This window comes from Bradyrhizobium murdochi (assembly GCF_000472965.1).
Taxonomy (GTDB): Bacteria; Pseudomonadota; Alphaproteobacteria; order Rhizobiales; family Xanthobacteraceae; genus Bradyrhizobium; species Bradyrhizobium murdochi.
In genome coordinates, this window is record NZ_AXAU01000005.1 from 110,816 (window position 1) to 128,740 (window position 17,925).

At 63.0% G+C, this 17,925-nt stretch carries 19 protein-coding genes and 1 pseudogene; 13 read left to right on the plus strand and 7 right to left on the minus strand.

The window, feature by feature from the left end:
* Window positions 1-3: 3 nt before the first annotated feature.
* On the minus strand, window positions 4-1,326 hold the full coding sequence (locus YUO_RS0115095) for a histidine kinase (protein WP_347335932.1): 1,323 nt from the start codon (window positions 1,324-1,326) through the stop codon (window positions 4-6).
* 113 nt (window positions 1,327-1,439) lie between these two features.
* On the opposite strand from YUO_RS0115095, the gene YUO_RS0115100 reads away from it, so the two are divergent.
* Both YUO_RS0115100 and YUO_RS40780 read left to right on the plus strand, forming a co-directional pair.
* Window positions 1,440-2,084 carry a response regulator transcription factor gene (locus YUO_RS0115100; protein ID WP_028348027.1) on the plus strand — a complete coding sequence of 215 codons (645 nt, stop codon included), beginning with the start codon at window positions 1,440-1,442 and terminating at the stop codon, window positions 2,082-2,084.
* A gap of 278 nt (window positions 2,085-2,362) precedes the next feature.
* Entirely contained in the window at window positions 2,363-2,575 is a 213-nt protein-coding gene (locus YUO_RS40780) for a hypothetical protein (protein ID WP_035726826.1), read from the plus strand.
* 246 nt (window positions 2,576-2,821) lie between these two features.
* On the opposite strand, the pseudogene YUO_RS48915 reads toward YUO_RS40780, so the two are convergent.
* Window positions 2,822-2,924, minus strand: a pseudogene (locus YUO_RS48915) (LysR family transcriptional regulator); the annotation flags it as partial.
* 250 nt (window positions 2,925-3,174) lie between these two features.
* On the opposite strand from YUO_RS48915, the gene paoA reads away from it, so the two are divergent.
* From paoA to YUO_RS0115145, 8 genes are all read left to right on the plus strand, one after another.
* Complete coding sequence (paoA, locus tag YUO_RS0115110) at window positions 3,175-3,825, plus strand: aldehyde dehydrogenase iron-sulfur subunit PaoA (protein WP_028348028.1); 651 nt, start codon at window positions 3,175-3,177, stop codon at window positions 3,823-3,825.
* Window positions 3,822-4,772, plus strand: a complete 951-nt coding sequence (locus YUO_RS0115115; protein WP_028348029.1) for an FAD binding domain-containing protein — start codon at window positions 3,822-3,824, stop codon at window positions 4,770-4,772. Before paoA ends, YUO_RS0115115 begins: the two co-directional genes overlap by 4 nt.
* Window positions 4,773-4,788: 16 nt before the next feature.
* Window positions 4,789-6,993: an aldehyde oxidoreductase molybdenum-binding subunit PaoC gene (gene paoC / locus YUO_RS0115120; protein WP_028348030.1), complete on the plus strand. Its 2,205-nt coding sequence runs from the start codon at window positions 4,789-4,791 to the stop codon at window positions 6,991-6,993.
* 155 nt (window positions 6,994-7,148) lie between these two features.
* Window positions 7,149-8,417 carry a lipoprotein-releasing ABC transporter permease subunit gene (locus YUO_RS0115125; protein ID WP_028348031.1) on the plus strand — a complete coding sequence of 423 codons (1,269 nt, stop codon included), beginning with the start codon at window positions 7,149-7,151 and terminating at the stop codon, window positions 8,415-8,417.
* A gap of 364 nt (window positions 8,418-8,781) precedes the next feature.
* Entirely contained in the window at window positions 8,782-10,200 is a 1,419-nt protein-coding gene (thrC, locus tag YUO_RS0115130; protein ID WP_028348032.1) for a threonine synthase, read from the plus strand.
* Window positions 10,197-11,486, plus strand: coding sequence for a M16 family metallopeptidase (locus YUO_RS0115135; RefSeq protein WP_028348033.1), 1,290 nt, complete (start codon window positions 10,197-10,199; stop codon window positions 11,484-11,486). Before thrC ends, YUO_RS0115135 begins: the two co-directional genes overlap by 4 nt.
* 22 nt (window positions 11,487-11,508) lie before the next feature.
* Entirely contained in the window at window positions 11,509-12,096 is a 588-nt protein-coding gene (locus YUO_RS0115140; RefSeq protein ID WP_028348034.1) for a GNAT family N-acetyltransferase, read from the plus strand.
* Window positions 12,097-12,196: 100 nt separating this feature from the next.
* Window positions 12,197-12,835 carry a hypothetical protein gene (locus tag YUO_RS0115145; protein ID WP_028348035.1) on the plus strand — a complete coding sequence of 213 codons (639 nt, stop codon included), beginning with the start codon at window positions 12,197-12,199 and terminating at the stop codon, window positions 12,833-12,835.
* Between the two features lie 52 nt (window positions 12,836-12,887).
* Here YUO_RS0115145 and YUO_RS0115150 read toward each other — a convergent pair whose 3' ends face one another.
* The 5 genes from YUO_RS0115150 to YUO_RS0115170 all read right to left on the minus strand — a co-directional run bounded on the left by YUO_RS0115150 (window position 12,888) and on the right by YUO_RS0115170 (window position 15,482).
* On the minus strand, window positions 12,888-13,373 hold the full coding sequence (locus YUO_RS0115150; protein ID WP_028348036.1) for a F0F1 ATP synthase subunit B family protein: 486 nt from the start codon (window positions 13,371-13,373) through the stop codon (window positions 12,888-12,890).
* Between the two features lie 4 nt (window positions 13,374-13,377).
* Complete coding sequence (locus YUO_RS0115155) at window positions 13,378-13,941, minus strand: F0F1 ATP synthase subunit B family protein (protein WP_028348037.1); 564 nt, start codon at window positions 13,939-13,941, stop codon at window positions 13,378-13,380.
* Window positions 13,942-13,997: 56 nt separating this feature from the next.
* The gene (locus tag YUO_RS0115160; protein ID WP_028348038.1) at window positions 13,998-14,228 is read right to left on the minus strand and encodes a F0F1 ATP synthase subunit C; all 231 of its coding nucleotides are present in this window, start codon (window positions 14,226-14,228) and stop codon (window positions 13,998-14,000) included.
* A 57-nt stretch (window positions 14,229-14,285) separates the two neighbouring features.
* Window positions 14,286-15,041, minus strand: coding sequence for a F0F1 ATP synthase subunit A (locus tag YUO_RS0115165; RefSeq protein ID WP_028348039.1), 756 nt, complete (start codon window positions 15,039-15,041; stop codon window positions 14,286-14,288).
* A 69-nt stretch (window positions 15,042-15,110) separates the two neighbouring features.
* Window positions 15,111-15,482, minus strand: coding sequence for an AtpZ/AtpI family protein (locus YUO_RS0115170; protein ID WP_028348040.1), 372 nt, complete (start codon window positions 15,480-15,482; stop codon window positions 15,111-15,113).
* 275 nt (window positions 15,483-15,757) lie between these two features.
* Here YUO_RS0115170 and YUO_RS0115175 point away from each other — a divergent pair, with 275 nt between their 5' ends.
* The 3 genes from YUO_RS0115175 to YUO_RS0115185 all read left to right on the plus strand — a co-directional run bounded on the left by YUO_RS0115175 (window position 15,758) and on the right by YUO_RS0115185 (window position 17,578).
* On the plus strand, window positions 15,758-16,381 hold the full coding sequence (locus tag YUO_RS0115175) for a 2-hydroxychromene-2-carboxylate isomerase (protein ID WP_028348041.1): 624 nt from the start codon (window positions 15,758-15,760) through the stop codon (window positions 16,379-16,381).
* A 66-nt stretch (window positions 16,382-16,447) separates the two neighbouring features.
* Complete coding sequence (locus tag YUO_RS0115180) at window positions 16,448-16,987, plus strand: hypothetical protein (protein ID WP_028348042.1); 540 nt, start codon at window positions 16,448-16,450, stop codon at window positions 16,985-16,987.
* Window positions 16,988-17,104: 117 nt separating this feature from the next.
* Window positions 17,105-17,578 (plus strand): secondary thiamine-phosphate synthase enzyme YjbQ, encoded by a 474-nt coding sequence (locus YUO_RS0115185; RefSeq protein ID WP_028348043.1) that lies wholly within the window; start codon window positions 17,105-17,107, stop codon window positions 17,576-17,578.
* Window positions 17,579-17,925 lie beyond the last annotated feature (347 nt).

Sequence of the window (17,925 nt, forward strand, 5' to 3'; positions counted from 1 at the left end):
TCGTTAACTCCGTTCTGCGTGTTGCGAATGTGAGGCGGAATCGCCTGCTGGAAGCCGGCAACGAATGCAGGTGCGCCCTGCCTCGCGCAGCAGCTCAAGCGTCCCGCTCAGCGCCCGAACGCGCTCCAGCATTCCCGTCAGTCCCCGGCCGAACATCCGATCTGCCGGAAAGCCGATGCCATCGTCGGATACTTCCACGGTCACTTCGCGCTCGTTGATGCCTGCCGCGACATGCATCGATCTCGCTTTGGCGTGACGGAGCACATTTGTCACCGCCTCCTGGATCACGCGATAGACCGTCTGCGACAGCAGGCCATCGACCTCGTTCAGATCAGCGTCGATCTGCGACGTCACTTTGAGATCAGGCGACTGCGCCTTCGCATTCCGCAGCAGCGTCTGGATGCTCTTCTCCAGGCCGAGCTCCTGAATGTAGAGCGGCCGCAGGCGGTCGAGGATGCGGCGGTTCGCCTGCTGCAAGGTTTCGACCGACTGCAGAATGCCATCGGCCGCACTCCTCAACTCCGCGTTAGCGGACGGGATGGTTTCCAAGAGCGCCACCGTGTTGGCGCGGATCCCGAACAGCAGCGGTCCGAGCTCATCATGGAGCTCGCGCGCCATGTCCTGCCGCTCGTCATCCTGTAGCGACACGATCCGGCGCAGCAGGCTACGATTATCCTGGCTGAGGCGATTGAGGGTGCGGGCGAGTTCGTTGGCTTCCTGCGCGCTCCTGCGGATCTCGGGCGGACCGGCAGGGGAAATTAGCTGTTCGTAATTCCCCGTTCGCATGCGGGTCAGGCCGTCACCCAGATTTTGCAGCGGCACCGATGCGGAGCGCACGGTGAAGTGGGCAATCGCCCCCGTCAGCAGCATCAGGACAGTTCCAGAGCAGGCGATCGCCAGAAATCCGATCCACTTTTCGTAAATGTCGGCGGACATGTCCGGCGCAAATACGATGTCGCCGACCTGCTTCCCCTCGACCATCACGGGGAAGGCTGTCCCGATTTCGGGGATGGCGAGGAGGTGGACGAACCACTCAGGCACCGTACCCAGGGGAGTCTGCACCTCGGGAGGGTAAACATCGAGATCAGTCCCGAGGCGCCGAAACCGGATTGTCTCCGACGTTCCAAGCGATTGCACGAACGCATCGAGGGTTGCTTGCGGATTGGCCGAGGCTCGAAGCGCAGCGTTGAGCGCCGTCGCGACCGTTTTGGCCGAGCGAGTCCCTGGTTCGGCTTCCTCCACAAGTTGCGCAGAGGCAAAGATCTGGAGCGAAACGGCTCCAGCCAGCAGGGCGGCCACGAACATCAGGCCGAGCGGCAGCAACAACCGCGTTCTAAGAGAAAGCCTTTCCCAGATTTGCACTATTCTAGTTCCCGCAACCCAAGATTTCTCTTTTCAAATACGGCCAACCGCTTATTTATCCCGGAAGGGGATGGATGATGCAAAATTCCGCCAGATCGGCAACGAAGGTATTGATCGTCGACGACCATCCGGTGGTCCTGTCCGGTTGCCGTTTGCTGTTCGCCTCGGACAATTCCGTCAAGATCGAGGAGGCCACCGACGCCAAGTCCGGCCACCGCGCCTATGTTGCCAGGAAGCCCGACGTCACGGTTATCGATATCAAGCTTCCCGACGTTTCCGGGTTCGAGCTGATGCGGCGCATCCGCAAGGACGATCCGGGCGCCAGGATCATCATGTTTAGCATGAATGACGATCCGGCGTTCGTCGTTCGCGCCATCGAGCTAGGCGCGCAAGGCTATGTTTCTAAGGGCGACGATCCCCGGATGCTGGTGAGGGCCGTCCGCAAGGTGGCCGCCGGCGAGAATTTCATCTCACCGCAACTGGCGGAGGCGGTGACGTTTTCAGGCGCGTCGATCAAGGCCAATCCGGCATCGCTGATGACGGCGCGCGAGCTGGAAATCCTGCGGCTGTTGGGCCGTGGTGACAAGATCGTCGAGGTCGCCGACGCGCTGGAGATTTCTTACAAAACGGTGGCCAACACCACCTCGCTGCTCAAGCAGAAGCTCGGCGCCAAGAACCATTCGGACTTGATCCGGATCGCGGTCGAGATGGGGCTCGGCTGAACGCCACTGGAGCGTTTTCCAGCGAAAGCCTGCCCCGGACTTGATCCGGGGTGGACACCGGTTCGCGTCAAGAAAACGCGTCAAAACAAGAATCCAGAGCCCGGTTCTGATTCAATCAGAACCGAAAAGGCTCTGGCATCCGCGTGGGCTAAGCCGGCCGCGCCGCGTGGGCGCGACCCGTTCGCGCCGCTGCGACCAGCAAGAAGCGGATAGTCTGCCGCCAGTTGACGGGAAAAATAGGCAAAGTAACCTTGCGGAGCATTTGCAAGGAGAGCTGGATGAACAGCCCCGATGTCGCAGAAGCCGCCTTTGCCCGGGCCTGGAGCGTCTACCTGCTGATCCACAGCGGTATCGACGAGAACGACGTGCGGCGTGCCAGTCTTCAACGCTTTATCCAACAGCGCTGTAGTGCGGGCGAGACCGACACGGAACTACTGGCGGTCGAGGGGCTCAAATATCTCAAGAGCCTGGAAGGACCCCAGGAGGACTAACTCACCGCCGCTTTGCCCGGCGGCTCATCCACGCTAGATCGGGAAAAACTGGAACAATCGATTCTCTCGCGCGTTGCCTGCATCATTGGATGGCTTACCCGGATGGCGGCCGAAACCAGTATGAAAACCATGAAGGTCTGCACAAGCAATTAAGACAGACCCTTCCAAGAGAGAGGGCCGCAGGTTCACCTGCGGCCTTCTTTGTTAGTCCGGCAACAAGCATCAGCGCCGGTAACGCAGCGCCTCAAGCGCAGACCGTGAAACTCCGAACTGCGCCCGCCCTGGTGAAGCTTCTTTCGCGCGCCACTGCAAGGAACGCGGTGAGATCGCTGATGTTTTGCTGCGCCATTCATGAATCCATTTCATAGGTCCAAGTTAATCCTACGATCTAATAGGACGCGCCTGCAGCCGCTAGATGTTGGGCCTGGCGTCGCTCGCACTGGTCGTCGCGCGCTCTATCAAACGTGAACGCTGGCCAGGAACAGCCGAAACGCGGCGCAGTTACAGGAGGGCAGCCGGATATTTCACGCGGGGCATCGGCAAAGACCGCGCCCTCTCTCGAACGTGATCCGGGTGAAAAGCACAAACGGGAACACGACATGAAAAGTCGGAGCGACTTCGAATTATCGCGGCGTAAACTGTTGGCGGGAAGCGCTGCATCAATAGCGCTGACGGCCGCGCCATCCATCGTCAGTGCCCAGGTGCCTGCCGTGGAGGCTGCCGTCGCTGATGTCTCTGCCGTATGGAAAGTCTCCTTCACCGTGAACGGAGCGGCGCGCGGCCTCACGCTTGACCCGAGAACCACGCTGCTCGACGCGCTGCGCGAGCACCTGCATCTCACCGGCACCAAGAAGGGCTGCGATCACGGCCAGTGCGGCGCCTGCACCGTGATTGTTGGCGGAAGGCGGATCAATTCCTGCATGACGCTCGCCGTGATGCACGAGGGCGAGCGCATCACGACGGTCGAGGGGCTCGGCACGCCCGAGAACATGCACCCGATGCAGGCCGCGTTCGTCAAGGATGACGGTTACCAATGCGGCTATTGCACGCCGGGACAAATTTGTTCGGCCGTCGCTGTGCTCGATGAGATCAAGGCCGGCATCCCGAGCCACGTCAGTGCCGACCTGAACGCGCCGCCGCAACTCAGCAATTCCGAGCTCCGCGAGCGCATGAGCGGCAACATCTGCCGTTGCGGCGCCTATTCCAACATCGCCGAGGCAATATCGGAAGTCGCCGGGAGGCCTGCATGAGATCATTCACCTACGAACGCGCCCGCACGCCGGCTGAGGCTGCCGCTTCCGCGATGCGCAAGCCGGATGCCAAATTCATCGCCGGTGGCACCAATCTCCTGGACCTGATGAAGCTCGAGATCGAGACGCCAGCCCATCTGATCGACGTCAACGGCCTTGCACTCGACAAGATCGAGCCGACGCAAGAGGGCGGACTACGCATCGGCGCGCTGGTGCGCAACACCGATCTCGCCGCGGACACGCGCGTGCGGCGCGACTACGGTGTATTGTCGCGCGCGCTGCTTGCGGGCGCCTCGGGGCAATTGCGCAACATGGCGACCACGGCAGGCAATCTGCTGCAGCGAACGCGCTGTCCTTACTTCTATGACACCAACCAGTCCTGCAACAAACGGAAGCCCGGCAGCGGCTGTGCGGCGATCGGCGGCTTCAGCCGCCAGCATGCCGTCGTCGGCGCAAGCGAAGCCTGCATCGCGACCCATCCGAGCGACATGGCGGTGGCGATGCGCGCGCTCGATGCCACCGTCGAAACCGTACGGCCCGACGGCCCGACGCGAACGATCCCGATTGCCGAATTTTACCGTCTGCCCGGCGATACGCCGCATATCGAGACGACGTTGATGCCGGGCGAGTTGATCACGGCGGTGACGTTGCCAAAACCCGTCGGCGGCAAACAGATCTACCGCAAGGTGCGCGACCGCGCCTCCTACGCCTTCGCGCTGGTCTCGGTGGCTGCGATCGTGCAGCGCGACGGAACGGGGCGTGTCGCGCTCGGCGGCGTCGCGCACAAGCCATGGCGTGTCGAGGCGGCCGAGGCCCAGATGCCGAATGGCGCCAAGGCGGTCGCCGAACGGTTGTTCGCCGACGCAAGGCCGACGCGGCAGAATGCATTCAAGCTGGCGCTGGCCGAACGCACGTTGGGCGCCGTGCTGGCTGAAGCGAAAGGCTGATCCGAAAGGTTGATCCATGAGATTCGAAACCCCCGCCACAATCAATCCGATCGACCAGCTCAAGGTGGTCGGTAAGCCCGCCGATCGCATCGATGGTCCGCTCAAGACCACGGGCACTGCGCGTTATGCCTACGAGCACCACGAGGGCATGCCAAGTCCGGCTTACGGCTACGTGATCGGCTCGGCGATCGCCAAGGGCCGGATCACCGGTATAGATCTCACTGCCGCCAAGTCCGCACCCGGCGTGCGCGCTATCGTCACGGCTGACAATGCCGGCAAGCTCGGCAAGGGTGACCGCAACACTGCAAAGCTGCTCGGCGGTCCCGACATCGAGCATTATCACCAGGCGATCGCGCTCGTGGTTGCCGATACCTTCGAGCAGGCCCGCGCCGCCGCGGAGCTCGTCCGCGTCGACTATGTCCGAACGGATGGCGCCTTCGATCTCGCGGCAGTCAAGGACATTGCCAAGCCCCGGGCCGTGTTCGGCGGTCCGGCCGATACCGCGGTCGGCGATTTTGCCGACGCATTCGCCGCAGCGCCGGTTCAACTCGACGCCAGCTACACCACGCCCGATCAGGCGCATGCGATGATGGAGCCGCATGCCTCGATCGCCACCTGGAACGGCGACAAGCTCACGCTCTGGACCTCGAACCAGATGATCGCCTGGGGAGTGGGGGAGGTAGCGAAGACGCTGGACATTCCGAAGGAGAACGTTCGCCTGATCTCGCCCTTCATCGGCGGCGGCTTCGGCTCCAAACTGTTCGTTCGTTCGGATGCATTGCTCGCGGCACTCGGTGCGCGCGCAACCGGGCGGCCCGTGAAGGTGGCGCTGCCGCGGCCCTTTGTCTTCAACAACACCACACATCGCCCCGCAACAATCCAGCGCATCCGCATCGGTGCGACCAGGGACGGCAAAATCGCGGCCATCGGTCATGAAGAATGGTCCGGCAATCTGCCCGGAGGCAGGCCCGAGGGCGCCGTCAGCCAGACTCGGCTGCTTTATGCCGGCGCCAACCGCATGACCGCCACGCGGCTCGCGGAGCTGAACTTGCCCGAAGGCAACGCCATGCGCGCGCCGGGCGAGGCATCGGGCATGATGGCGCTCGAAATCGCGGTTGACGAAATGGCCGAGCGGCTCGGAATGGATCCGATCGAGTTCCGTATCATCAACGATACCCAGGTCGATCCGGAAAAGCCCGAGCGGCCGTTCTCGCAGCGCCGCCTCACCGAGTGCCTGCGGACAGGCGCGGAGCGCTTCGGCTGGAACAAGCGCAACCCGCAGCCGGGCAGGGTCCGCGACGGGCGTTGGCTGGTCGGCATGGGCGTCGCTGCCGCGTTTCGCAACAATTTGCTGACGAAGTCGGCCGCGCGTGTGCGGCTCGACAACAACGGCGTTGTAACCGTCGAGACCGATATGACCGACATCGGCACCGGCAGCTACACGATCATCGCGCAGACTGCGGCCGAGATGATGGGTGTGCCGATGGAGAAAGTGGTGGTGCGTTTGGGAGACTCGAACTTCCCGGTGTCGTCAGGCTCCGGCGGACAATGGGGCGGCAACAACTCGACCGCAGGCGTTTATGCCGCATGCGTCAAGCTGCGCGAGGCGGTCGCACAGAAACTTGGTTTCAACTCGGCGGAAGCGGAGTTCGCCGATGGCGAGGTTCGCTTGGGTAACCGCCGCGTCCCGCTGGCGCAGGCCGCGGGCGATGGTGGCCTCCGTGCCGAGGACGGCATTGAGTATGGCGACATCGACAAGAAGTATCAGCAATCGACCTTCGGCGCGCACTTCGTCGAAGTCGGCGTCGATGCCGCCACGGCCGAGATCCGGGTGCGCCGGATGCTCGCGGTCTGTGCCGCCGGCCGCATTCTCAATCCGAAGACCGCGCGCAGCCAGGTGATCGGCGCGATGACCATGGGCGTGGGCGCGGCGCTGATGGAGGAACTCGTCGTCGACGAACGCGCCGGCTTCTTCGTCAACCATGATCTCGCTGGCTACGAAGTGCCGGTTCACGCCGACATTCCGCATCAGGACGCGATCTTCCTCGACGAGACCGATCCGATGTCGTCGCCGATGAAGGCCAAGGGCGTCGCCGAACTCGGCATCTGCGGCGTGGCGGCAGCGGTCGCCAACGCCGCCTACAACGCCACCGGCATCCGTGTGCGCGACTATCCGATCACGCTCGACAAGCTGCTGGAGGAAATGCCGGACGTCGGTTGAGCTTGAGCGAACGCGTATTGAACTTCGAGACTTGACCCAGGGCATCCGCAAGGGAAGCGCCACCTGATCTGGCATGGCAGGAATATGGCGGTGGATGAGAACCATTCTTCAAAGCTAGCGCGCCAATCGTTCCAAAAACGCGCTATGAATGGACCATGGAGAATCCGCGCCCCCTGCCGTTCTCGGCATTCGAATGGCTGCTGTCCGGGCGGTACTTGCGGGCGCGTCGCAAGGAAGGCTTCATTTCCGTTATCGCCGGTTTTTCCTTCCTTGGCATCATGCTCGGCGTTGCGACGCTGATCATCGTGATGGCGGTCATGAACGGCTTCCGCAAGGAGCTGGTGGGCAAGATCATCGGCCTGAACGGCCACCTCCTGGTGCAGCCGCTGGAGCAGCCGTTGACGGACTGGGAGGACGTCACCGAGCGCATCAGTCAGGTTCCAGGCATACGCCTCGCCGTTCCCGTGGTGGACGCTCCGGCGCTTGCATCGTCGGCGCATAACGCCTCCGGCGTGCTCGTTCGCGGCATTCGCTCCGACGACCTCAACAAACTTGCCGCGATTGCCGGCAATATCCAGCAGGGCTCGCTGGATGAATTCGATCAGGGGCGAGGGGTCGCGATCGGACGCAGGCTTGCCGATCAATTGTCGCTGCGTGCCGGCGACAACATCACGCTGGTCGCGCCAGATGGCGCAGCAAGGTCGAAGGCCACGACGGCGCGGATCAAGCCGTACAAGGTTGCAGCGGTGTTCAGCATCGACATGTCGGAATATGATTCCGTCATGGTCTTTCTGCCGCTCGCCGAGGCGCAGGCCTATTTCAACCGCGCCGATGACGTGAGCGCCATCGAAATTTTTATCGACGGCAGCCCCGACCGGGTCGACAGCTTCCGAAGGCCGGTAGCTGACGCCGCGGGACGGCCGGTGTTCCTCGTCGACTGGCGACGGCGCACCTCGGCCTTCTTCGCCGCACTTCAGGTCGAGCGCAATGTCATGTTCCTGATCTTGACCTTGATCGTGCTGGTTGCCGCGCTGAACATCGTGTCGGGCCTGATCATGCTGGTGAAGGACAAGGGCAGCGACATCGCGATTCTGCGCACCGTGGGCGCCTCGCGAGGGGCAATCATGCGGATATTCCTGATCGCAGGTGCTGCGATCGGCGTGCTCGGCACGGTGACCGGACTGCTCGTCGGTATGCTGGTTTGCCTGAATATCGAAACGATCCGGCAATTTCTGTCCTGGCTGACCAATACCGAGCTGTTTCCACCAAAACTCTACTTCTTGTCGAAGCTGCCGGCGGAGATCGATTTCGGCGAAACCGCCGCCGTTGTGGCGATGGCGCTGACGCTGTCATTCCTCGCAACGCTCTATCCATCTTGGCGCGCGGCACGGCTCGATCCGGTCGATGTGCTTCGATATGGGTGAGACCGGCGCGGGGGGCGCCACTCGTCATTGCGAGCGCAGCGAAGCAATCCAGTTCTCCACTTGCCGCGCGATGGATTGCTTCGCTCCGCTCGCAATGACGGGAGGGGGCCGCGGCGTACTGGAAGCTGCCTTCGGGAGGCGTGCGCAGCTTGCAGCCCTTCATGGTGAGGAGCGCGGCCGCGCCGCGCGTCTCGAACCATGAGGCCGCCGGCCCCCAAACCCGCACCTCGCTCCTTTCGCCCACGAGCCATTTCCCCTTCGCCTCAAAACCCATTATGGTGCGCCCTCGCTTCGCGCTTTGCGAAATCTAATTCATGACTAATATCAAAGGCTTGGCATAGGGCTTGCGCCTTTGGAGGGTGGTTTGACGCGCTATATTTCGACGCGGGGGGAGGCCCCCGTCCTGGGTTTCTGCGATGTGATGCTGACCGGGCTCGCCCGCGATGGCGGCCTCTACGTGCCTGAGGTCTGGCCGCAATTATCGAGCGAAACCATCGCCGCTTTCTTCGGCCGGCCCTATTGGGAAGTTGCCGTTGACGTCATCAAGCCGTTTGCCGCGGGCGAAATTTCCGACGCCGATCTCGGCCGCATGGCGAATGAGGCTTATGCGACGTTCCGCCATCCCGCGGTGGTGCCGCTGAAGCAGGTCAGTCCCCATCAATTCGTGCTGGAGCTGTTCCACGGCCCGACGCTGGCGTTCAAGGACGTCGCCATGCAGTTGATCTCGCGGCTCATGGATCACGTGCTGGCCAAGCGCAATCAGCGCACCACCATCGTGGTCGCGACCTCAGGCGACACCGGCGGCGCCGCGGTTGATGCGTTTGCCAATCTCGACAATGTCGACCTCGTCGTGCTGTTCCCGAACGGGCGTATCTCCGATGTGCAGCGGCGGATGATGACGACGACGGGCGCGTCCAACGTGCATGCGCTGGCGATCGAGGGCACCTTCGACGACTGCCAGGCACTCGTAAAGGCGATGTTCAACCATCACGGCTTTCGCGACGCGGTCTCGCTGTCGGGCGTCAATTCGATCAACTGGGCGCGGATCGTCGCGCAGGTGGTGTATTACTTCACGTCGGCGGTGGCGCTCGGCGCGCCCGCGCGTACCGTGGACTTCACGGTGCCTACGGGGAATTTCGGCGACATCTTTGCAGGCTACGTGGCGAAGAGGATGGGCCTGCCGGTGCGCTGGCTGCGCATCGCCTCCAACGTCAACGACATCCTGCCGCGCACGCTCAAGACCGGCATCTATGAAGTCCGCGAAGTTCACGCCTCCGCGTCGCCCTCGATGGACATCCAGGTCTCCTCGAATTTCGAGCGGCTGTTGTTCGAGGCGAGCCGCCGCGACGCCGACAGCGTCCGCCGGCTGATGGCTTCGCTAAAGCAGTCCGGACGATTCGTGCTGCCGGATGCCATGCTGGCCGCGATCCGCGAGGAGTTCGACGCCGGCCGCGCCGACGAAACCGAGACGTCGGCGGCGATCCGCGCCGCCTGGCGCGAGGCCGGCGACCTCGTCGATCCCCATACCGCGGTGGCGCTGGCGGTGGCCGATCGCGATACCTCGGATTCGAGGCTCCCCAACATCGTGCTGTCGACGGCGCATCCGGCCAAGTTCCCCGATGCGGTGGAAGCTGCGTGCGGCGTGCGGCCGCAACTGCCGGCCTGGCTCGACGGCCTCATGACCAAATCCGAACACATCACGGTGATGAAAAACGATTCAGCCGAGGTGGAGCGATTCGTGCGCTCGGTCAGCCGCGCCGCGAAGCAGGGAGTTGCCGGATGAGCGTTGATGTCACCAAGCTGCCGTCCGGCCTGACCGTCGTCACCGACACCATGCCGCATCTGGAAACCGCAGCGCTCGGCGTTTGGGCCGGTGTCGGCGGCCGCGACGAGAAGCCGAACGAGCATGGCATCTCGCATCTTCTTGAACACATGGCTTTCAAGGGTACGACGCGGCGCTCCTCGCGCGAGATCGTGGAGGAAATCGAGGCGGTCGGCGGCGACCTCAATGCCGGGACCTCGACCGAGACCACGGCCTATTACGCGCGGGTGATGAAGGCCGACGTGCCGCTGGCGCTCGACGTGCTCTCCGACATCCTCACCAATCCGTCCTTCGTGCCGGACGAACTCGAGCGCGAGAAGAGCGTCATCGTGCAGGAGATCGGCGCGGCGCAGGATACGCCGGATGACGTCGTGTTCGAGCACCTCAACGAGCTCTGCTTTCCGGACCAGCCGATGGGCCGGTCGCTGCTTGGTACGGCGAAGACGCTGAAGAATTTCGATCGCGACATGTTGCGCGGCTATCTGGCGACGCATTACCGCGGCCCCGACATGGTGGTCGCGGCCGCCGGTGCGGTTGACCACAAGCGCGTGGTGGAGGAAGCGGCGCAGAAATTTGCCAGCTTCGACGCCACGCCGGCGCCGAAGCCGCAACCGGCGATGTTCGGCAAGGGCGGCTCGCGCGTGGTACACCGCGATCTCGAACAGGCGCATTTGACGCTGGCGCTCGAAGGCGTACCGCAGACCGACCTGTCGCTGTTCTCGCTGCAGGTCTTCACCAACACGCTGGGCGGCGGAATGTCGTCGCGGCTGTTCCAGGAAGTGCGCGAAAAGCGCGGCCTGTGCTACTCGATATACACCTTCCACGCGCCCTATGCCGACACCGGGTTTTTCGGCCTCTACACCGGCACCGATCCCGGCGACGCCCCGGAGATGATGGAGGTCATCGTTGACGTCATCAACGACTCCGTGGAAACCCTGACCGAAGCTGAGATCGCTCGCGCCAAGGCGCAGATGAAGGCGGGACTGTTGATGGCGCTGGAAAGCTGCTCGTCCCGGGCCGAACAGCTTGCGCGGCACGTGCTGGCCTATGGACGGCCGCTGACGGTGGAGGAGCTGGTCACCAGGATCGATGCGGTTTCCATCGAATCGACCCGAAACGCGGCGCACGCGCTATTGTCCCGCAGCCGGCCGGCGGTTGTCGCGCTTGGTAGCGGAAGGGGTCTGGACACGGCGGTGTCTTTTGCGGAAGGATTGACGCGGTCGAAGGCGAAAACCCTTCTACATTGAGGTAGGGCTGGGGAGAGCGGGCATGGCCCTGTTTCGTTTGCCAACCAGCGGACCGGCTGCGCTCGTGCCGCGTGGCCACGGCCTCCTGCTGCGCGCTCCCCAGATGGCGGACTTCCCGCAATGGGCGCAATTACGCGAACAAAGCCGGACCTATCTGACGCCATGGGAGCCGATCTGGCCGTCGGATGATCTGACCCGCGCCGGGTTCCGCCGCCGGCTGCGCCGCTACGCCGAGGATATCGCCGCCGACCGCTCCTATCCCTTCATCATCTTCCGTGAGCGTGATGGCGCCATGATCGGCGGCATCACGCTCGCCAATGTCCGCCGCGGCATCGTGCAGGCCGGGACCATTGGATATTGGGTCGGCGAGCCTCACGCCTGCCGCGGCTACATGACCGCGGCGCTGCGGGTGCTGCTGCCGACGCTGTTCGGTGAGCTCAATCTGCACCGCATTGAGGCGGCCTGCATTCCTTCCAATACGGCGTCGATCCGGGTGCTGGAGAAATGCGGCTTCACCCGCGAGGGGCTGGCGCGGCGCTATCTCTGCATCAACGGCATCTGGCAGGACCATCTGCTGTTCGGCCTGCTGCATGAGGATTTCCGCGGCTGAATCGTTGATTTCTAAGCCTTTTGGGTGCCTTGGGTTCGCCGCCATTGGGCTGCTATAAGGCCGCGGGAATAGACGATGATGGGGATGGCAGGGACGTCGCATGGGTGACAATCGTTTGCTCAGGGTAGCGATCGCGGCTGCGGTCGCGGGCGGGCTGGCTTGCACGATGGCCACGCCGGCATCGGCGCAATCGCTGACCGACCGTTTCAAGAGCCTGTTCGGGGGAAAATCGGACGAGCCGGCCACAGACGCGCCGGCCCCGCCGGTACCGCAGGACACCGGCGATCTGACCTGTCCGCCGGTCACGGTCCGGTCAGGCGCTTCCACCTACGCCGTCGCTGCGCCCGGCAAGCAGCCGGTCGGCAACGACCTGCGGTTCCAGGCGACGATCAGCAAGATGGCCCGTGAATGCAGCCTCAATGGCGGCGTGATCACCGCCCGGATCGGCATTCAAGGACGCGTTATCGCAGGCCCCGCCGGCGCGCCGGCTTCGGTCCAGGTCCCCATACGTGTCGCAGTGGTACACGGCGGCGTATCTGAGAAGACCATTGCCACCAAGGCCTACCAGACCACGGTCAACATGACCGAAAGCGGCAGCGAACCGTTCACGCTGGTGGCCGAAGATCTCACCTATCCGGCGCCCCCCGGCGCCGACGGCGATCGCTACATCTTCTATATCGGCTTCGACCCGCAGGCCCTGAAGCCCGAACGCCCGGCGCCGAAAAAGAAGAGGCAATAAAAAAGCCGGCGCGATGGTCTCGCGCCGGCTTTTGATCGATGGTGGAAAGCGCTCAGTTCAGCTTGGCGCGAACTTCGGCAATGCCCTTGGCAAGCAAGTCGTCGGCGACCGAGCCCTTGACCGACTGCGACAGGATGGTCGAGGCGGCTTCGACCGCAGCGTTGGCGGCGGCGGCGCGGACGTCGGCCAGCGCCTGGGCTTCGGCAAGCGCAATCTTGCCCTCGGCAGTCTTGGTGCGGCGGGCGACGAAATCTTCCATCTTGGCCTTGGCTTCGGTGGCGATGCGCTCGGCTTCGGCCCTGGCGTTAGCGACGATCTCCTCGGCCTCACGCTCGGCGCTGGCGCGGCGGGTCTGATACTCGCCGAGCAGCTTGGCGGCCTCCTCTTTCAGACGGCGGGCGTCGTCAAGTTCGGCCTTGATGCGTTCGCCGCGATGATCGAGCGCCGTCAGTACCGTCTTGTGGATGCCGAGATAGGCAAACAGCACCAGCAGGATGACGAAGGCGATCGCGACCCAGGTTTCCGGTTCGGTGAACATCGGTCTATCCCTTCAACGAAGCATCGACGGCTTTGCTCACCGTCTTGCTGTCGGGCAGCACGCCGGTGAGGCGCTGGACGATCGCGCCGGCCGCATCCGCTGCGATGCCGCGGACATTGCTCATCGCGGCTTCCCGCGTCGCCGCGATCTGCTTCTCGGCGGCGGCAAGCTTGGCGGTGAGCTGGTCTTCCAGCGTCCTGCGCTCGGCTTCCGCGGCCACGTTCAGCTTCTCGCGGGTCTCGCTACCGATGGCCTGGGCGCGGGAGCGGGCGGCAGCGAGCTCGGTCTCATACGCTTTCAGCGCCGCGTCCGACTCGTCCTTGAACTTCTGCGCCGCCGCCAGATCGCCCTCGATCGCGTTCTGACGTGCGTCGATCACGCTTTCGACGCGCGGCAGCGCAAAGCGGGACACGATCACATAGAGCGCGACGAACGCGATGGCGAGCGACACCAGTTGCGAAGCAAACGTGCTCGACTCGAACGGAGGAAATCCTCCGCCGTGTCCGCCGTCGGCTTCGGTATGGGCACCGGTGCCCTTGGCCGGGGTACCAGGACTTTTTTCAGCCACGGGGGTCTCCTGTTGCCGTCAGCGCGCCGCCCGGAGGCGGCGCGAGTGGGTGCAGCTCAGAGCGGAACGAACAGCAAGAGCAGCGCGATCAGCAGCGAGAAAATGCCGAGCGCTTCGGTCACGGCGAAGCCGAAGATCAGGTTGCCGAACTGGCCCTGGGCTGCCGAAGGATTGCGCACCGCTGCGGCAAGGTAGTTGCCGAAGATGATGCCCACGCCGACGCCAGCGCCGCCCATGCCAATTGCCGCGATGCCCGCGCCGATAAGTTTAGCTGCTGCCGGTTCCATTTCTATAGCTCCTTTAGGGGGTAAGACAAAGGTGTGGGTGGAAATTCCCCGGACCGCTTAGTGTCCCGGATGAATGGCGTCGTTGAGATAGATGCAGGTCAGGATCGCGAACACGTAGGCCTGCAGGAACGCGACCAGGAGTTCGAGCGCGGTCAGCGCTACCGTGAGCGCCAGCGGCAGCACGCCGCCGATCCAGCCGACGGCGCCGAGCGACACGCCGAGCATCGCGACGAAGCCCGCGAACACTTTCAGCGCGATGTGGCCGGCCAGCATGTTGGCGAACAGACGTACGCTGTGGGAGACCGGCCGCAGGAAGAACGACAGGATTTCGATGAACATGACCAACGGCAGGATGTAGATCGGCACGCCGGAGGGCACGAAAATCTTGAAGAACTTGAATCCGTTCTTGTAGAGCCCGTAGATCAGGACGGTGAAGAAAACCAGGAGGGCCAGCGCCGCGGTGACGATGATGTGGCTCGAAACCGTGAACGTATAGGGGATGATGCCGATCAGGTTCGAGATGCAGATGAACATGAACAGCGAGAAGATCAGCGGGAAGAACTTCATGCCTTCCGCGCCGGCGGTAGAGCGGATCGTCGAGGCGACGAACTCGTAGGAGATTTCCGCGATCGACTGCAGCCGCCCGGGAACCAGTTGCCGTCCCGCCATGCCGCCGATCATCAGTAGCGAGATCACCGCTACCGAGAGGAACATGTAGAGCGAGGAGTTGGTAAAGGCGATCGTTTGGTTGCCGATATGGCCGATCGTGAAGAGGGGTTCGATATTGAACTGGTGGATCGGGTCGATTTTCATCCGCGCGGCTCTTTATCCACCGGCCTGGCCGGCAATCGAATTTCAAATGTCGTGACTTCCCGTCGATGCTCAGCGTCTGCGGGAAGCTACGCCTGCAGATCTCACCACGTTGACTACACCGGCGACGAAGCCGAGCAGCAAAAACACGATGAAACCGAACGGCGACGTCGACAACAAACGGTCGAACCCCCAGCCAATCGCCGCTCCGACGACAACGCCCGCAACCAACTCCGAGGAAAGCCGGAAACCCAGCGCCATCGCAGATGCTCTGGCAGCCCTGTCTCCGCTTTCAGTTCCGGGTTGATCAGTCCTGAGTTTCCGGCTGTCGCGAATTTCGGACAACCGTTGATCCAGACTTCCGAGCCTTGCGGAAAGCGCAGCTTCGTCGGAAGACGGCTGATCGCGATTCCCACTTGCGTTGTCGTTCTTGTCTTCGGCCATGCCCAAGACTCTAAACGATGCCAACGGTTGATGGAAATTACGCCCGTCACCCTTGAAAGCCGCGCGGACCATACTTACCGCGTCTAACCAAGTCAAGATTACGCCGTAACCAGCTAGTGCTTTGATTTTTCTGGAATTATTCGAATGTCGTCTGCTGCCCCGTGGACCTGCGATCGCAGTGCAGCAGTATTGCCACAGGGATCGATCTTGCGCGGATTTGGGCGGTCTGCTGGGATGTCCCGAGCGAAGCGAAAATCCTCGTCCCTGGAGCCCGCATGCCGCGTCAGGTCGATTACTACTTCTCGATCCAATCGCCGTGGGCCTATATCGGCCATCAGCCTTTTCGTGACCTGGTAAGTACTTACGATCTCAAGGTAAATCACAAGCCGGTGGTGCTGGTCGATCTGTTCTCGGAGACCGGCGGCTTGCCCTTGATGAAGCGCCATCCGGTGCGGCAGCGCTATCGGATGGTTGAATTGCAGCGCTGGCGCGACAAGCGCGGACTGAAATTCCACCTGCAGCCGGCGAACTGGCCATTCAATGCGCGTCTGGCCGATGGCGTCGTGATTGCGGCGCTGGAGGCCGGCCTCGATCCTGACCGATATCTGCGACGGGCCTTTGCCGGCGTCTGGCAAGAGCAGCTCAACCTCGCCGATCCCGCAACGATTGCGAAACTTGCCGATGAATCGGGGCTGCCCGGCAAGCAATTGGTGGAGCGATCGGGCTCGGAAGAAATCAGCGCAGCCTATGAGCAGAACCGGCAGGACGCGCTCTCGGCCGATGTGTTCGGCTCGCCGGTCTATGTGCTGGATGGCGAGGTGTTCTGGGGGCAGGACCGCATCGAATTGCTCGGAGACGCGTTGAAGTCCGGCCGCGCGCCCTATACTTCAAAGGTGTAGGGGCGCGCCTTGAAAGCGCCCGGACGGTCGAGGAAACCGGTGCTGTCCTGAGGCGGGAGCAAGCCCATGAGCAGAGCGAAATCGTCCTCGAAATTGGCCGGCGTCACTGTGCTGGCCGTTTGTCTCGCCGGCGCCGGTCAGGCGCTTGCGGGCCCGATGCCGGAGACCGAGAACGGCCGCTACACGCTGTCGCCGACGGGCGACGGCGTGCTTCGCCTGGATACAAGAACCGGCGCAGTCTCGACCTGCAACAATTCGGGTGCGGGCTGGGCCTGCTATGCCGTACCTGACGAGCGGGCGGCGATGGACGCGGAAATCGGCCGTCAGCAAGCCGACATCGTCCGGCTGCAGGCCGAGAATGAGCGGCTCAAGGCGGACCTCGTCTCGCGCGAACCGACCGTGCCGGGCAAGGTCGAGGAGCCGTTGCCGAAATCTGACTCGCTGAAGAAGAGCGAGCCGAAGGTTGCCGAGGGTGAGCGCAAGATCGAAATCCCGCTGCCGAGCGACCGCGACATGGATCGCATGATGTCATTCCTGGAGCGGGCCTGGCAGCGATTGATCGAGATCGCCAACCGGCTGCAGCGGGATTTCAGCGGCAAGATTTGACAGTCGCTGAATTTGTAGGGTGGGCAAAGCGAAGCGTGCCCACCATCATTATCGATGCAAGAACTGGTGGGCACGGCGCGAAGCGCGCCTTTGCCCACCCTACGAAGATCGCCCTTGATGACCGCACCCAAATCCCTTTCCCGCACTGCCCCATCCGCGGTCAGCGCCACCACCATCGTGTCCTCGCTCTTGACCGTGCAAACGCGAGGCGCGGGCTTCACCGACCTCACGGCTGAAGTCGCAAAATTCGTTCGCGACGCACATGCGCGCGAGGGCGCGGTGACGCTGTTCATCCGTCACACCTCGGCGTCGCTGACCATCCAGGAAAATGCCGATCCGACCGTGCTGGTCGACCTGACCACTGCGCTGAACCTGCTTGCGCCCGAAAACGCCGGCTGGCGTCATGACACCGAGGGGCCGGACGACATGCCGTCGCACATCAAGACCATGCTGACTGCGACCTCGCTGCACGTGCCGGTCTTGCAGGGCGCACTCGCGCTGGGTACCTGGCAGGCGATCTATCTGGTCGAGCATCGCGCCCGGCCGCACCGGCGCGAGATCGTGCTGCAGTTTACCGGTGCGACGAGCTAGGAACCGAAGCGCCGCAAAGCGACCGCAGCCGGATTGAGATCAGCGATTGGATTGCATATAGGCAAGCCCAGCAGCGCATGCACCGAAGGTAAGCGCCCAGATCAGGCTTGAATCAAGTGACGCGTTCAATCCATACCGCTGCAGCAAGAAAATGAAGGCAGCAGCAGCCGCGGTGTGCATAGCGATATAGCGCCAATGTTTCATTATCCTGGTCTGCCTTTTCGAGAGGCCATATCATCAACATCTAGCCTGATCACGGGTACCAAACAACGGCACTAAACCCAGTGAGTGGTCTCGCTGCGATGACGTTGGCCGAGATCAAAAACTAACCGGCCGCGGAGCGATCC

Bases quoted from the DNA above. Each gene is read 5' to 3' on its own strand.
- YUO_RS0115100 (WP_028348027.1), top strand. From the start codon at position 1,440: ATGCAAAATTCCGCCAGATCGGCAACGAAGGTATTGATCGTCGACGAC.
- YUO_RS40780 (WP_035726826.1), top strand. From the start codon at position 2,363: ATGAACAGCCCCGATGTCGCAGAAGCCGCCTTTGCCCGGGCCTGGAGC.
- paoA (WP_028348028.1), top strand. From the start codon at position 3,175: ATGAAAAGTCGGAGCGACTTCGAATTATCGCGGCGTAAACTGTTGGCG.
- YUO_RS0115115 (WP_028348029.1), top strand. From the start codon at position 3,822: ATGAGATCATTCACCTACGAACGCGCCCGCACGCCGGCTGAGGCTGCC.
- paoC (WP_028348030.1), top strand. From the start codon at position 4,789: ATGAGATTCGAAACCCCCGCCACAATCAATCCGATCGACCAGCTCAAG.
- YUO_RS0115125 (WP_028348031.1), top strand. From the start codon at position 7,149: ATGGAGAATCCGCGCCCCCTGCCGTTCTCGGCATTCGAATGGCTGCTG.
- YUO_RS0115135 (WP_028348033.1), top strand. From the start codon at position 10,197: ATGAGCGTTGATGTCACCAAGCTGCCGTCCGGCCTGACCGTCGTCACC.
- YUO_RS0115140 (WP_028348034.1), top strand. From the start codon at position 11,509: ATGGCCCTGTTTCGTTTGCCAACCAGCGGACCGGCTGCGCTCGTGCCG.
- YUO_RS0115145 (WP_028348035.1), top strand. From the start codon at position 12,197: ATGGGTGACAATCGTTTGCTCAGGGTAGCGATCGCGGCTGCGGTCGCG.
- YUO_RS0115150 (WP_028348036.1), bottom strand. From the start codon at position 13,373: ATGTTCACCGAACCGGAAACCTGGGTCGCGATCGCCTTCGTCATCCTG.
- YUO_RS0115160 (WP_028348038.1), bottom strand. From the start codon at position 14,228: ATGGAACCGGCAGCAGCTAAACTTATCGGCGCGGGCATCGCGGCAATT.
- YUO_RS0115165 (WP_028348039.1), bottom strand. From the start codon at position 15,041: ATGAAAATCGACCCGATCCACCAGTTCAATATCGAACCCCTCTTCACG.
- YUO_RS0115170 (WP_028348040.1), bottom strand. From the start codon at position 15,482: ATGGCCGAAGACAAGAACGACAACGCAAGTGGGAATCGCGATCAGCCG.
- YUO_RS0115175 (WP_028348041.1), top strand. From the start codon at position 15,758: ATGCCGCGTCAGGTCGATTACTACTTCTCGATCCAATCGCCGTGGGCC.
- YUO_RS0115180 (WP_028348042.1), top strand. From the start codon at position 16,448: ATGAGCAGAGCGAAATCGTCCTCGAAATTGGCCGGCGTCACTGTGCTG.
- YUO_RS0115185 (WP_028348043.1), top strand. From the start codon at position 17,105: ATGACCGCACCCAAATCCCTTTCCCGCACTGCCCCATCCGCGGTCAGC.